The organism is Acidimicrobiia bacterium (assembly GCA_041676705.1).
Classification (GTDB): Bacteria; Actinomycetota; Acidimicrobiia; order Acidimicrobiales; family SKKL01; genus Actinomarinicola.
Genome location: JBAYRL010000001.1, coordinates 293,478 through 306,485, shown reverse-complemented (window position 1 = coordinate 306,485; position 13,008 = coordinate 293,478). Strand labels below are relative to the sequence as shown.

The window sequence follows — 13,008 nt, the reverse complement described above, 5'->3', positions numbered from 1 at the left end:
ATCACTCCTCTGGCAGTTTTATCGGCCCGCTACTCAGCCCAAATCGAGCGACTCAAGCAATGCCTGCGCTTGGGTCACTACGTTGGCGGCTGTCATGCCGTAATTGGCGAGCACCACCTCACCGGGGGCACTGGCACCAAATTGGTCAATACCAATTGAAGCGTCGCTCCAGCGTTCCCAACCAAAGGTAGAACCGGCCTCAACCGACAATGTTGGAATGTCCGAAGGTAAAAGTTCTTCGCGATATTCTTCAGATTGTAGGGCGAAAAGTTCCCACGAGGGCATAGACACCACTCGCACATCGATATCGTGTTTGGCGAGTTCTTGAGCTGCCTCCACGCAGACCGACACCTCGCTGCCGGTCCCGATTAGAATGAGATCAGGCTCATCTTCGCTCTCAACCACCGAATAAGCGCCGAATTCAACCTCAGCAGCATCAGTTCCGGCGAGAACGGGCAAGCCTTGGCGTGACAATACAAGACCAACTGGTCCTTCGGCGTGCAATGCTTGTTGCCAAGCACCTACGGTTTCAGTGGCATCAGCAGGCCGAATCACGGTCAGGCCGGGCATAGCCCTAACACTGGCCAGTTGTTCTACTGGTTGATGTGTCGGTCCGTCTTCACCAACGCCCACCGAGTCATGAGTCCATACAAAGATGACCTTGGCTTCACTCAGTGCCGCTAGGCGCACTGCAGGACGCATGTAATCGGTAAATACAAAGAACGTTCCACCGACCGGTAGTACGCCGCCGTGTAAGGCCATACCGTTCATAATGGCCGCCATGGCGTGTTCACGGACGCCGAAGTAGAACTGACGACCAGCGGGATTGTTGAAGCTTTGGGCACCGCTTATACCAAGAGTGGTACCAGTGTTCGAAGTCAGGTCGGCGCCACCCGCGATTATCGAAGGCACGGCTTCGGCTACCGCCGCCAGGCATTTGCCGCTGGCGGCTCTAGTAGCCACCATTTCGCCAACTTCCCAGCTGGGCATATCTAATTCAACACCGGGAACTGCCGTGCCGCCTTGGCTGGCGACCCAGGCCAAGAGTGAAGCTTCGTCTAGTTGATCCAGCCGCTCTTGCCACGCTGCCGAATCGGCAGCACCACGTTCACCAGCAGCTAAATAGAATTCGCTCACATCGTCGGGAACATAGAAGGTCTTCTCGGGGGGGAGCCCCATTGCGGCCTTGGTAGCTGCAATCTCATCGTCTTTTAGGACGTAGCCGTGTGCCTCGGGGTCATCCATAAACCGCTCCGATGGATACGCAATATGGCTCCGCAAGACCACCAAAGTCGGAGCATCATTATTGGCCATGGCCGATCGCAAACCAGTCTCAATGGCATCTAGGTCGTTGGCAACTTCGCCCAGTTCAATGACGTTCCAGCCGTAGCCACGAAAACGCAGCACAACATCATCACCTAAGGAAATGTCGGTTGGGCCATCGATGGTGATGTGGTTATCGTCATAAATCCACACCAGACGATCGAGTTTAAGATGACCAGCCAGCGACGCAGCCTCGTGGCTCACGCCTTCTGATAGGTCGCCATCGCCACAGATTGCCCAAATACGGTGATCACAAATTTCACTGCCATAGGTTGCTCGCACAAAACGTTCAGCCACGGCCATTCCCACGCTGTTCGCAATACCCTGGCCGAGGGGACCGGTGGTCACTTCTATACCTGGAGTTCCAAAACCAACCTCTGGGTGCCCAGGAGTCTTGCTGCCCCACTGACGAAATTGACGCAGATCTTCAATAGTCAGGTCGTAGCCGGTCAGGTGCAACATGGAATACAACAAGATTGATGCGTGACCAGCTGAAAGTATCACTCGATCGCGGTCGGGCCAGTTGGGGTCATTAGCGTCGTAGCGGAGAATACGGGTCCACAGCACATGTGCCAGGGGGGCCAAAGCCATGGCGGTACCTTGGTGGCCTGAACGTGCGGCGTTCGGTGCATCCATCGCAAGACCGCGGATCACATTTACTGCCTTGGCTTCGATGTCGTTGGTCATCTGTCCTCCAATAGACATATTCCCCGTATGTGCTCGATCATAAAGAGTTTCGGATTGATTGACTCAATCACCAAAGACCACCACCGAAGTAGTGCCACGGTGAAGTAGGGTCGTATTGCCATTTCGACCGAATTCGTCAACAGTAAAGACACCACCCACGGCGTTGCTTTCAATGGCGCTGGCAACTACCGCCGCATCATGATCGGGATACCCAAAGAGGCCCGAGCCCCGAGCGGCGCTGTTGAACAGAAGGGCACCTTTACCGGTTATTCCATCTAATGCATTGCGCAGATTCGCGTCGGCGCTGTGAGCATCGGGCACATGAAACTGCACAATTTGACCAACGTCAAGCGATTCGCGCAGTGCCAAGATACCTTCGGTTGGATCAGCGCCCATTACTCGTTGCGTCACAAAATTGTTGCTGTCGTACTCGAGCTGGTTTTCGTCCAAGACACGCCCCAAATACAAATTTGATGCCACCTTGGCGCGTTCTCTCGGTTCCAAAGCTTCTAACAACTCTCGCATGCGCTGAACCGCTGGTTTTCCGGCCAGTTCAATTAAACGCGCGTCTTGTGACTTCGTGACGACTAGGGGCTCGCCCAGGGCCTTCGTGCCTTGGGCGACACGAGTCTTTATGGGTATCTCGGCGGGAAAGAGCACGCCAACAGCACCGTCAGAATACAAAGATCCATTCAGCGAAAACCGAGCCTGGCCAAAGCCATGTCGGGGAGCTATTCGGCCGCCAACCACACGCAGTTGCGGGCATATTCGTCGAATTGATTCGCCAAACTGTGAGGCCGGAAAGGTTTGAGGATCAGCAAATAGAGCCAGTAGGCGAGGGGAGTGGCACACCGCTTTTGGGATGCCACTCACCAACCAACCAGCACCGCGCCGCTGGGTTTCGATGCGAACCAGCTCAACGGATGCACCAGAAAGCGCCCACACTGCCACCGCTGGGCGATCTTCAATCTCATGGGCACCGCCCACAATCGAGCTTCCCACTACACCAACCACTACTTTGGCAGTGGTAATGGCAGCCACCGTGTCGCACATGTCGCCCAAGGCCCCGCCAAAACCCAAGGTAACGGTTACCAGAGCTAAATCGATGCGGCCTTTGATGTTTTCAAGCACGCTGCCCAAAGCCTCACCGATGGCATGGGTGGGAATGGGGTGTTCCGAAACTCCACTGGCGATTGATAGCTGGCTTTGGCGAAATCTCAACTGAGCGGAGGCAAAAGCGTGTAGGGCACCACCGTGACCTCGCCTTGGTCGATCCGGCAGTGCGCTTCGATGGTTTGGTAATCCAAGAACTCAAGCTCAGCGCGAATCAGCCGGTAGTTGAACTTGCCAGGCTCCACCTCTAGGGGCTGAACATTGCGAGCGATTTGTTCGCCGTCGCGATAGAACACCGCTTCAAGCGCTCCTACGCCAGTGCTATTAGATGGGGCATGCACTATTACACAAAGGTGCGGCATCAGCGTGATGGGCGGGGGGCTCTGCGCAGCCACCGAGAATTGAATTCCGGTCAAATCTATTCGGGTTGAAGGGCCTGGAACCGCTCGAAGCTCAATGTCGTCAATGAAGAGCGCGGCGAGTATCTGCATACCAAGACCGTACTAGGTTGAGCTGGCCAACTACTAGAGGCCTCAGGGTTATACAGCCCATGGTTAACACGGGTTAGCCACCTCACTATGAATTTCAGGTAGCCTCATGGCGGTGAGTGAGCTGCAGGATAAGAAGGATCAAAGAATCGACACTCCTGCTACTTCTGTCGAAGTTGAACCGCCCCTGACTACCCGCCAGCAAATTCTAATTGAAGCTAAACGGTGTTTCTCGGAACACGGTTTTGACGGCACTTCACTAAATGACATTGCGGCTGGTGTTGGTATTCGCCGCCCAAGTTTACTGCATCATTTTCCATCGAAAGATGCCATCTATCGAGAAGTCTTCGAGCTAGCACTGGCCGAATGGTATGAGCGTCTTGAAGTGGCCCTAACCAACGAAACCCATCGTGAAGGCTGGGTTCTGGTCGATCATGTCTTAAGCGCCGGTTTCCGCTTCTTTATGGAAAATCCTGATTTCGTACGTTTAGTGCGACGTGAAGCGCTTGAGGGTGGCACACATCTGGGAGTCGACTTGGGGCAGGCACTTAAGCCTGGGTTCGACCAAGCGTGTGCTTTCTTCGAACGCGAAATGGCGGCTGGCCGTTTCCGTCGTCAAGACCCAGCGCAACTATTGATAACTGGTTACGGTGCCCTGCTCAGCTACTTCAGCGACGTGCCTTTCATCGACGGCCTCATAGGTGAAGACCCCTTGAGTCCGGGAGCGTTAGAAACACGGCTCAATCATGTTCGCGAGTTTTTCCGCGCCGCTCTTGAACCCTCGGGCGTCTTTCCTTAATCACTTCTTCCGGGAATCACTTCTATCGGGGCTAACCCAGCCAATGACCTCGGGGTATCAACACCTGTGGTTGTTTGCATCAGGGCAAGGTGGCCAAATGACCGCTTGCGGTACCCACCGGACACATGGTTGTAGAGCCCACTAAGCTCGAGGCGTGTCTAATGCCGAAACAACAACCACGCTTTCAGAAGCAGCGTCAAAGCAGCTGCTCGGCCGCTATGGAGTGCCCTTTGCTGCTGAACGAATTACTCCCAATGCTTCCGAGGCCGTAAAGGCCGCTAACGAACTTGGGTTTCCGGTCGTAGTTAAGTTGAATGGCGACAAAATCGCCCATAAAACGGAACGCGGTTTGGTTCGTTTAGGATTATCGAACGCTGAGGCTGTTTTGGCAGCTGGTAACGAACTCTTAGCCAAGTCGACTCCTGAAGACGGCGACGTCGATCTGCTGGTAGCACCCATGATTTCGGGAAACCGTGAACTAATTGCGGGCTTGGCCACCGATCCACAGTTTGGAACCACCATCATGGTCGGCATCGGCGGAATCTTCGCTGAAGCAGTGGCCGATGTCAGCTTACGGTTGGTCCCAATTTCGCCGATCGATGCCGAAGAGATGATTGACGATCTAAAAACCCAAGCCTTGTTGGGCGAGTTTCGCGGTGAAGCAGCCATCGATCGGGAGGCCCTCGCACAGGTGCTTCTGGCACTTTCTGAGGCCGCCGTGGCTAACCCTGAAATCGTGTCAGCCGACTTGAACCCGTTGATTGTGAGTAACGGACGACCAATAGCCGTTGACGCCTTAGTGGAAATGAGAAGTTAAGTGCCCAGCATCGAACAGTTCCAAGCACTTTTTTCACCCCGTGGTGTGGTGGTGGCCGGGGCTTCCAGCCATCCCGGAAAATTTGGTTTTGTATCGCTACACAACATTTTGGCTAGCGGCTACCAGGGTAAAGTTTATGCCACCAACCTGAATGGCGAAGAGATTCTAGGCATCCAAACTCTGCCTTCAATTTTGGATCTACCATCCGGCGAGGTCGACCTAGTTTTTGTCTGCACTCCAGCTTCCACCAACATCCAGCTGCTACATGAATGTGCCGAACGCGGTATTAAAGCTGCCTTCATCACCTCTGCCGGCTACGGCGAAGCTGGCCCAAAAGGCCAGGCCGCTGAAGACGAACTAGTGGCCGTGGCTAAGAGCTTAGGTATTTTGATTGCTGGTCCCAACGGCCAGGGCGTGGTGTCCACTCCGATAAATCTTTGTGCTCAAATCGTGGCGCCCTACCCACCAGCAGGATCAATTGGAGTGGCCAGCCAATCAGGCAACTTTGTGTCATCGTTTATGAACCTAGGCGTACAAACCGGAATTGGTTTTAGCCGCGGGGTTAGTGCCGGGAACGCCGCTATGACCAATGTCGCTGACTATCTCGAGTTTTACGCTAGCGATGAGGCAACCTCGGTTGGTTTGGCATATGTAGAAGGGCTGAATGACGGCCGCGATTTTATTTCTCGCCTCGAAAGCGTCACCCGTCAGAAACCAGTGGTTTTGCTAAAGGGTGGTACCACTTCAAGTGGCCAGCAAGCCGCCGCCAGCCACACTGGATCACTCGCTACGAACGACAAGGTTTTCGACGGTGCTTGCCGCCAAGCTGGCGTTACGCGGGCAGCCAATGTGGAAGAAGCCTTCGAAGCCGCCGCCACCTTCGCCACCCAACCACTGCCAAAGGGTAATCGCGTAGCAGTCTTAACCACCGCTGGTGGTTGGGGAGTCGTGACCGCCGATGCCCTCGCCCACACCTCGCTAAAGCTGATTGACCTACCCGAAGACCTACGGGCCGAAATTGACACCAAGTTGCCACCACGATGGAGCCGCAGCAATCCAATCGACCTAGCCGGTGGAGAAACTCGTGACACAATTCCAGAGATAATGCAGCTAATTGCCGACCACCCTGAAGTCGACGCCATTGTCTATCTGGGTTTAGGCATTCAATCGAACCAAGCCAAACTCATGCGCGATGGAAGCTATTACCCTGACCACGGTCTTGAACGCATTGTGGCCTATCACGAACGTCAAGACGAACGTTTCGCGCAAGCTGCGCACGATATTTCCATGGCGAGTGGCAAACCGATATTGACAGCCACCGAGCTAGCGATTTCAGACCCTAACAATGCCGGGCCTCGCACGGTGCGTGCCACTGGGCGGCTTTGCTATGCCTCAGCCAACCGAGCGGTAACGGCTCTCGATCACCTGTGGCGCTATGCACAATACCGACAACGTCGGGGGCTATAGCCGGTGCGTTTCGTTTTAGTGCTTTTAGTAGTGGCAGTGCTTGGTGTTACAAGCGCTGCCGGGGCACTTCAGAGCGGTTACATTACGCCCTCTGATCGACCAGCCACAGGCCAAGCAAGCGTTATAACACCAGTTCTTTCACCCAAGAGAACACCACGCGTGATGCTTGGCACTATCCGAGATGCCAACGCAAACGCCGCGGTGGCGTCAATGGTGCCCTCAATCCCGGGTCACGCTTGTGTGGTAGTCAGCAACGGTGAAAAAAATGTCTACGAGCTGCGGCTAGACGAAGGTTTCACCCCGGCTTCAACCCAAAAACTATTGGTGGCTCACACCATATTGTCGTTGATGGATGCCGATGATCGTTTCGTCACCACCGCCTTCGCTGAAGCGGCCCCCAACAATGGCACTATTGAAGGCAATCTTTATCTCTTGGGTGGTGGCGACCCGATTTTAGAGACCACGAAATATGCTGCCCGTCGTCAAGACGATGATCGTCCGTATACCAACTTCGATGAGCTAGCCGATCAACTGGTGGCTCAAGGAGTCACCTCGATCACCGGGGCCATAATTGGCGATGGCAGTCGCTACGATGCCGAGCGTTCAATTCCAACTTGGGAGGCCCGATATCTTGACCAGGTGTCCGCTGGGCCGCTGTCAGGGTTAGGTGTGAACGACGGCTTAGCCACTTTTACGGAAACCGAAGTGCCTTCGTATCCGGGCACACCGGCCTCCGATCCACCTGCTAATACGGCCAAGGTTCTGACCGAGTTGTTGCAGGAGCGTGGTGTGAGCGTGGCTGGTGGACCCTCCTCGGGTGTTGTTCCGCCAGAACGGGTTGAAATCGCACAAATTGTGTCACCACCGCTGCGCGAAGTTGTCGCTCAAATGCTTGAATATAGCGATAACACCACCGCTGAGCTGCTAACAAAAGAAATCGCTGTGCGCACAGGGGCTTTGGGCACCAGCGCTAACGGAACCCAAGCCATTTTGGCCAATCTGGCGAGCCTCGGAGTGGATACCACCAACCTGGTGTTAAACGACGGCTCTGGTCTCGATCTTGGTAACCGTGTGACGTGTAGTGCGTTGGTACAGGTGTTAAACGCAGCCGGTGCTAATTCGCCGCTTGCTTCAGCCCTACCTGTTGCCGGTGAGTCAGGCACCCTGGCGCAACGGATGGTTGACACGCCCGCTGCGGGGAATTTACGGGCCAAAACCGGTTCCCTGCGCAACGTTTCGGCGTTAGCCGGATACGTACGTGGCAATGACGGACGAACCTATACATTTGCCTACATCGACAACGCTCCCGGCGGTTCAGCGATTCCTGCGGGCGATGCCGAAGCACAAAGCGCTCTTGGTTCGGGCTTAGCTTCGCTGCACGAAGTAGAACCACCAACCGCTATCTTGCCGGTTCCAATTGGTTAGTTCGCCAAAGGCCTAGGCCAACACGTTTCAATATCGGGCGCTTGTCATACCTCGCAGCTTCCGAATTGGGTGTCTAATAGGTGCGCCTAAGCCTTAATCGACAATCGACGTCATGGGATACCGACGTTCAATTCGAGGCCGTATAAAGAAATACAGCACCATCACCGAGCTGGTGAAACTTCCCATAATCGCGAAGGTAGCTCGCAGGCCAATGGCATCGGCCACCACACCAATCGGCAGTGCCATCAGGCCGAAACCAGAAAACGTTAGCGACATTAGCGACTGCATTCGACCGTGATAAGCCATTTCGCTTCCCATCAACACCATGGTGTTGTTTAGCGACTGGAACGCGGACGTAGAACCACCGACCACCGTGAGAATCACCAAAGTCAACCCGAAGGTCGGTGCCACCGCTAACACGATTAGCCCGACGCCAAACATAAGCCCCGCGAAGGCCTGAATTCGCCAAGCATTTGGCCCACCCGAACGACTAGCAATAAAGAGAGATGCCAAAACGGCACCGATAGCGGTAGCACCGCTCATAAAGCCGTAGCCAGTATCACCGCGTTCATAAATGTCTTTGGCGAGCGTTGGCAGGAACGAAATATATGGGAACGCACCGACGATCACTGCCAATGAAACCAGCAAAAGCAACATGAGGTTGGGGTTGGCGCGAACATATCGTAGGCCGTCAGCAAAATCTTGCATTGGCTTGCGCGCTTCTTTGTTGGGAGGCGGGTTTCCTGGTGGCAGGGAATAGGTGAAGGCCGATGCGATAAGGGTCAGCGCGGCGGTCGAAAAGTAGACACCGGCGTAGCCAAACCAGGTAACGCCAATCAACATGCCAGCGGCTGCTGGTCCAAAGACCCTGGTGCCGTTCATGCTCATCTGTTGCAGGACCACAGCATTCGACAACAGTTTTCTACCCACCAGTTCGCCGGTGAAAGCCATTCTGGAAGGGCCCAAAAACGCGAAAGACGCCGCCTGTGCTACCGATGAGGCGACGAGCATCCAAAAAGCCATGACATCGAATACCAACGCCAAAGCCACCAAAAAGGCCGAGACCGCCAATAGCCACTGTGACAAGATAATGACGGTGCGCTTTGGTAAGCGGTCGGCAGCCACCCCGGCCATTGGTGTTAGCAATAGCATTGGCAAACCAAAGCCAAACATTACAAACCCAAGCGCCGAGTTGCTGTGCGTTAAATCCCACGCCAGAGCCCCCCGGGCAATTACCTGCATTTGGACCGCTAAGAACGAAAATAGCCCGCCGTACCAAAGATGTCGGTAACGCCGGACTGATAACGCAGCAAAGGTAGAGGTTCGCCCCGCTGGAGGCGGCGAGGGTTCTGGTGGGGTGACGTCAAGCTCGGGTGGTAGTGGGGCCCGGTGTGAGCTGTCTAGAGGCGTGCTTCGACCAACTACAGGGGGAGCGTCTAGGGAATCGGTTGAACTAAAGAATTCCCGCTCGCGGTCGTTAAGTTGGCTCACTAGGCATTCTCACAGTCGATAAACATTCACCAAGATCATTAGAGACTCTAATTGTTAGTGTAGGGGTAGGCAACCATTTTGAAATTGTTGCGAAAATGCTACCTACTCGCATACCTGGGTAAATGTTCAAGTAGGCTTTGTTTTCATCCAGGCCGCAATTTGGCGTCAATCGCAGAGAGAACCAGTGGTTAACTTCAAGCGAAATTCCAGCCCGACCGAATCAATTAGCTCCCTCAAAGATCTGCTCATCGCATACGCGAAGCAAGAAACCATCGATCCGCTTCGAAGCCTGGGCCGCTACCTTGGTTTTGGGCTTGGTGGGGCAGTGTTGGTAGCAATTGGCATCATCATGTTGTCCTTGGCCGGGTTGCGTGCATTACAAAGCGAAACAGGCAGTACCTTTACCGGCAGCCTCACCTGGGTGCCCTATCTCATCGTAATCGCTGCATTAGGGCTCACTATCTGGGTTCTGCTCCGCTTGATAACCAAGGACCGATCGTGATGACGAACACCGCACCTATTACCCGTGACGATCTTCTCCAAGGCTTTCGCGAACTTGAAGGAGAAGTTGAAGATCGCAAAGAAGAAGCGTTGGGCATGGCACTTTCTGTGGGTGTAGCCCTAGGTCTAGCGGTAGTAGTTTCAGCCTTCGTTTTTGGTCGACGGCTGGGTCGACGTCGCAGCACCGTGGTAGAAATTCGACGGGTATAATGCTGGCCTCTCTGCAACGTCTGGCCTTTGCGCGAGGCCTCACCAACAAGAGAAATCAACCTTGGCTAATCGCCGCTGCGGCGCTGTGGCTGGTACGCAAAGCATTGACATTGCGCAAACGCCAAAGCGAGGTTGTATACCGATCGGTATTGAAGCCAGGCGAAAGCCTACATATTGACCATTCGCTGTTAGACCAACGAGGTAAACCAAGTCGTGGACGCACCCGAGGCTGAATTATCCCTAGGCAAGCCTCTTTGTGCTGGCGAACAAGTTCTTCTAATCGACAAAAAGAGTCGGCGCTATTTGATAACGCTTGACGATCAAGGCACGTTTCATACTCATGCTGGCATAATTGCCCACACCGAAATGATTGGCAGAGCCGAGGGTGTGAAGGTGGCCACCAACCGAGGCAATAAGTTCCTTGTGTTGCGACCAACCTTAAGCGACTACGTCCTGAAGATGCCCCGGGGTGCACAGGTAATATATCCCAAGGATTTAGGGCCAATCTTGATGCACGCCGACATTAGGCCAGGCGTGCGGGTCCTTGAATCGGGTGTCGGTTCCGGTGCGCTTTCAATGGCACTTCTGCGCAGTGGAGCTCAGGTAACTGGTTACGAGATCCGTGAGGACTTCGCCAATCGTGCCCTCAACAATATTAAGAGTTATTTGGGCGATGAGGCCCTTAGCCGGTACCAAATCGAGCACCGTGATTGCTACCTCGGTATTGACGAACGCGGCTTTGATCGCGTTCTGCTTGATTTGCCTGAACCATGGCAGATTGTGGGGCATGCCGAAGCAGCTCTGGTTCCAGGCGGAATCTTCTTGGCCTACACGCCTTCTGTGGTACAAGCCATGCAGCTTCGGGAACGGCTTACCAAAAGTTCGTTCGCGTTGGCTTCAACAATTGAAGTGTTAGAACGCGGTTGGCACATCAAAGGCGAAGCTGTTCGCCCCGACCATCGTATGGTTGGTCATACTGGCTTTTTAACGACAGCTCGTCTGGTGGAATCACCGTTTCGTGACGGCTGATAGCTCGCATTAAAGGTGTCCCAAAAACGAGAGCGATTACCATGGGAACTATGGCGGCCACCAGGGCACCTGCAGCTAGTGGTGCCTGAGTTTCACCGTAGATACCAACGTGTCGGGCTAGCTCCAGCGGTAACGGCCAATGTTGGCTACCTTTGTTACCCAAAGCCGTTAAGGCCACCGTGTAATCATTCCAAACGGCAATAAACACCACGAGCGCGGGAGCGACGAAACCAATTAGCCGCTCACCACTATTCCGGGCGAATAAGTAGCTGGCCGCAATAGCCAACGGGGCGAACACCACCACTTCACTCATCCAAGCTGCCGGATAGGTGCCAAGCAAGCTTAAAGTTCGCAGAATCGCCTCAACCGGGAAGAGCACAGCGCTAGTTGGTATGAACACCGCCGCCACCAATAGGGCCACAATGAAACGGCGCAACCTGGTCGACAAGGAAATTAGCCAGGGTGCAACGTAGCGGCCAAGAGCAACCAACGCCACCACAACCGGCACCGTAATTACCAATGAGCTAACAAACGCTGGCCATAAACCTCGGCTTTGGTCTAGGCCTGCAAGCGAATCTTGGAGGTTATGTAGGGTAAATGAACCACGGTTAGTCCACCAACTGCCATCACGAATGACATCAGCGGGCGTGAATGCGGTTACCAACATACCGATGATGGGCAGCAAGGTTATAAGCACAAAAGCCACCAGGACTATGACTTCCACGATTGAAAGCAGCCGCCACGAAAACTGGTTGTCGGGCAGGTCGGCTGAGGCGGGCGGTGCACTACGGCGGCCACCTCGGCGTAGGTTCGAAAGCTTGGGAGCTACAGGCACGCTTTTCTGCCACAGAATCCAACCAACGGCCCCAACCACTCCGCTCGCCAGCAAGGCAACCAACGCAATGGCCAAGCCTCGCCCACTTTGTTGATCGGCAAAGAGCCGACCCCAAGCATTAACCTCTATGAGGGACGTCCCAAAAGAACCGCTGGTAGCCACCTGAACCAGGGTGTGCGCGTTGAGCGAAACCAGCACCGCCAGGGTAACCGCGGTTATTAGCGGACGTTTTATCCATGGCCACGCCACAAATCGGAACCTTTGCGGCTTGCTGGCACCATAACGTCGCGCCGTGGTCAACCATTCCGCCGGTAAGTGCGATATAACGCTGCATAGCCACCAACCGGCCAAACCAGCACCCAGCCAAACCATGGCTGAACCTAATACCACGGTGTTGACGAGCGGCTCTTGGGTAATCCACGAAACCGAGGGTAAGCCGAGGGAGGTGAAAACATAGTTGACCACTCCTATTTGGGGTCGATAGCTGGGGTGGAAAGCAAACGCCAATCTCCACACCACTGCTACGGCGGAAGCACCCATCGCCACTGGAAGAACAGTCACGGTCAATAATCGTTGAAGCCGTGGCCGCTCAAAGGTTAAATACGCCACGGCCAAGCTACCCACACCAACGCCGCCAAAGGTGCCAATGGCCCAGATCAGGTTGTTGAGTATGGCGGAACGCTGGGTTCGAAACACCCAGGGGAGCGAAGGCAACCCCAGAGCCAGAAGGCTAATGAGAGGCACCAACAACGAAATAGCCAGAAAAAAGACAACCAAGCCAGCTCTTAGGTGGCTTGGTTGTTTAGAAGATGTCACAGTTGTA

The 13,008-nt window shown here is 54.5% G+C and carries 13 protein-coding genes; 8 read left to right on the top strand and 5 right to left on the bottom strand.

Features of this window, described 5'->3' with window-relative positions; translation table 11 throughout:
- Positions 1–33: 33 nt before the first annotated feature.
- Genes tkt through WC184_01565 form a run of 3 tightly spaced genes read right to left on the bottom strand, consistent with a single transcriptional unit; the run spans position 34 to position 3,614 of the window.
- The gene (tkt, locus tag WC184_01575; GenBank protein MFA7476567.1) at positions 34–2,028 is read right to left on the bottom strand and encodes a transketolase; all 1,995 of its coding nucleotides are present in this window, start codon (positions 2,026–2,028) and stop codon (positions 34–36) included.
- 45 nt (positions 2,029–2,073) lie between these two features.
- Positions 2,074–3,231 (bottom strand): FIST N-terminal domain-containing protein, encoded by a 1,158-nt coding sequence (locus WC184_01570; GenBank protein MFA7476566.1) that lies wholly within the window; start codon positions 3,229–3,231, stop codon positions 2,074–2,076.
- Complete coding sequence (locus WC184_01565; protein MFA7476565.1) at positions 3,228–3,614, bottom strand: hypothetical protein; 387 nt, start codon at positions 3,612–3,614, stop codon at positions 3,228–3,230. The genes WC184_01570 and WC184_01565 overlap by 4 nt, the downstream gene beginning before the upstream one ends.
- Positions 3,615–3,726: 112 nt before the next feature.
- Between WC184_01565 and WC184_01560 the strand changes: the two genes are divergently transcribed.
- The 4 genes from WC184_01560 (at position 3,727) to dacB (ending at position 8,119) form a co-directional block, all read left to right on the top strand.
- Complete coding sequence (locus WC184_01560) at positions 3,727–4,410, top strand: TetR/AcrR family transcriptional regulator (protein ID MFA7476564.1); 684 nt, start codon at positions 3,727–3,729, stop codon at positions 4,408–4,410.
- A 154-nt stretch (positions 4,411–4,564) separates the two neighbouring features.
- Complete coding sequence (locus tag WC184_01555; GenBank protein ID MFA7476563.1) at positions 4,565–5,227, top strand: acetate--CoA ligase family protein; 663 nt, start codon at positions 4,565–4,567, stop codon at positions 5,225–5,227.
- A complete protein-coding gene (locus WC184_01550; protein MFA7476562.1) occupies positions 5,228–6,694 on the top strand; it encodes a CoA-binding protein in 1,467 nt (488 codons plus the stop codon).
- A gap of 3 nt (positions 6,695–6,697) precedes the next feature.
- Positions 6,698–8,119 (top strand): D-alanyl-D-alanine carboxypeptidase/D-alanyl-D-alanine-endopeptidase, encoded by a 1,422-nt coding sequence (dacB, locus tag WC184_01545; GenBank protein MFA7476561.1) that lies wholly within the window; start codon positions 6,698–6,700, stop codon positions 8,117–8,119.
- A 93-nt stretch (positions 8,120–8,212) separates the two neighbouring features.
- Here the strand turns inward: dacB and WC184_01540 are convergent, their stop codons facing one another.
- The gene (locus tag WC184_01540; protein MFA7476560.1) at positions 8,213–9,610 is read right to left on the bottom strand and encodes an MFS transporter; all 1,398 of its coding nucleotides are present in this window, start codon (positions 9,608–9,610) and stop codon (positions 8,213–8,215) included.
- Positions 9,611–9,794: 184 nt separating this feature from the next.
- Here WC184_01540 and WC184_01535 point away from each other — a divergent pair, with 184 nt between their 5' ends.
- From WC184_01535 to WC184_01520, 4 genes are read left to right on the top strand one after another with little or no spacing between them, the layout of a single operon-like run.
- The gene (locus tag WC184_01535) at positions 9,795–10,112 is read left to right on the top strand and encodes a phage holin family protein (protein MFA7476559.1); all 318 of its coding nucleotides are present in this window, start codon (positions 9,795–9,797) and stop codon (positions 10,110–10,112) included.
- Positions 10,112–10,321 carry a hypothetical protein gene (locus WC184_01530; GenBank protein MFA7476558.1) on the top strand — a complete coding sequence of 70 codons (210 nt, stop codon included), beginning with the start codon at positions 10,112–10,114 and terminating at the stop codon, positions 10,319–10,321. Before WC184_01535 ends, WC184_01530 begins: the two co-directional genes overlap by 1 nt.
- Complete coding sequence (locus WC184_01525; GenBank protein ID MFA7476557.1) at positions 10,321–10,554, top strand: hypothetical protein; 234 nt, start codon at positions 10,321–10,323, stop codon at positions 10,552–10,554. The genes WC184_01530 and WC184_01525 overlap by 1 nt, the downstream gene beginning before the upstream one ends.
- Positions 10,535–11,350, top strand: a complete 816-nt coding sequence (locus WC184_01520) for a tRNA (adenine-N1)-methyltransferase (protein MFA7476556.1) — start codon at positions 10,535–10,537, stop codon at positions 11,348–11,350. Before WC184_01525 ends, WC184_01520 begins: the two co-directional genes overlap by 20 nt.
- Here WC184_01520 and WC184_01515 read toward each other — a convergent pair.
- Positions 11,253–13,001, bottom strand: a complete 1,749-nt coding sequence (locus WC184_01515; protein ID MFA7476555.1) for a hypothetical protein — start codon at positions 12,999–13,001, stop codon at positions 11,253–11,255. The two genes, WC184_01520 and WC184_01515, sit on opposite strands and share 98 nt — an antisense overlap.
- Between the last annotated feature and the right edge of the window lie 7 nt (positions 13,002–13,008).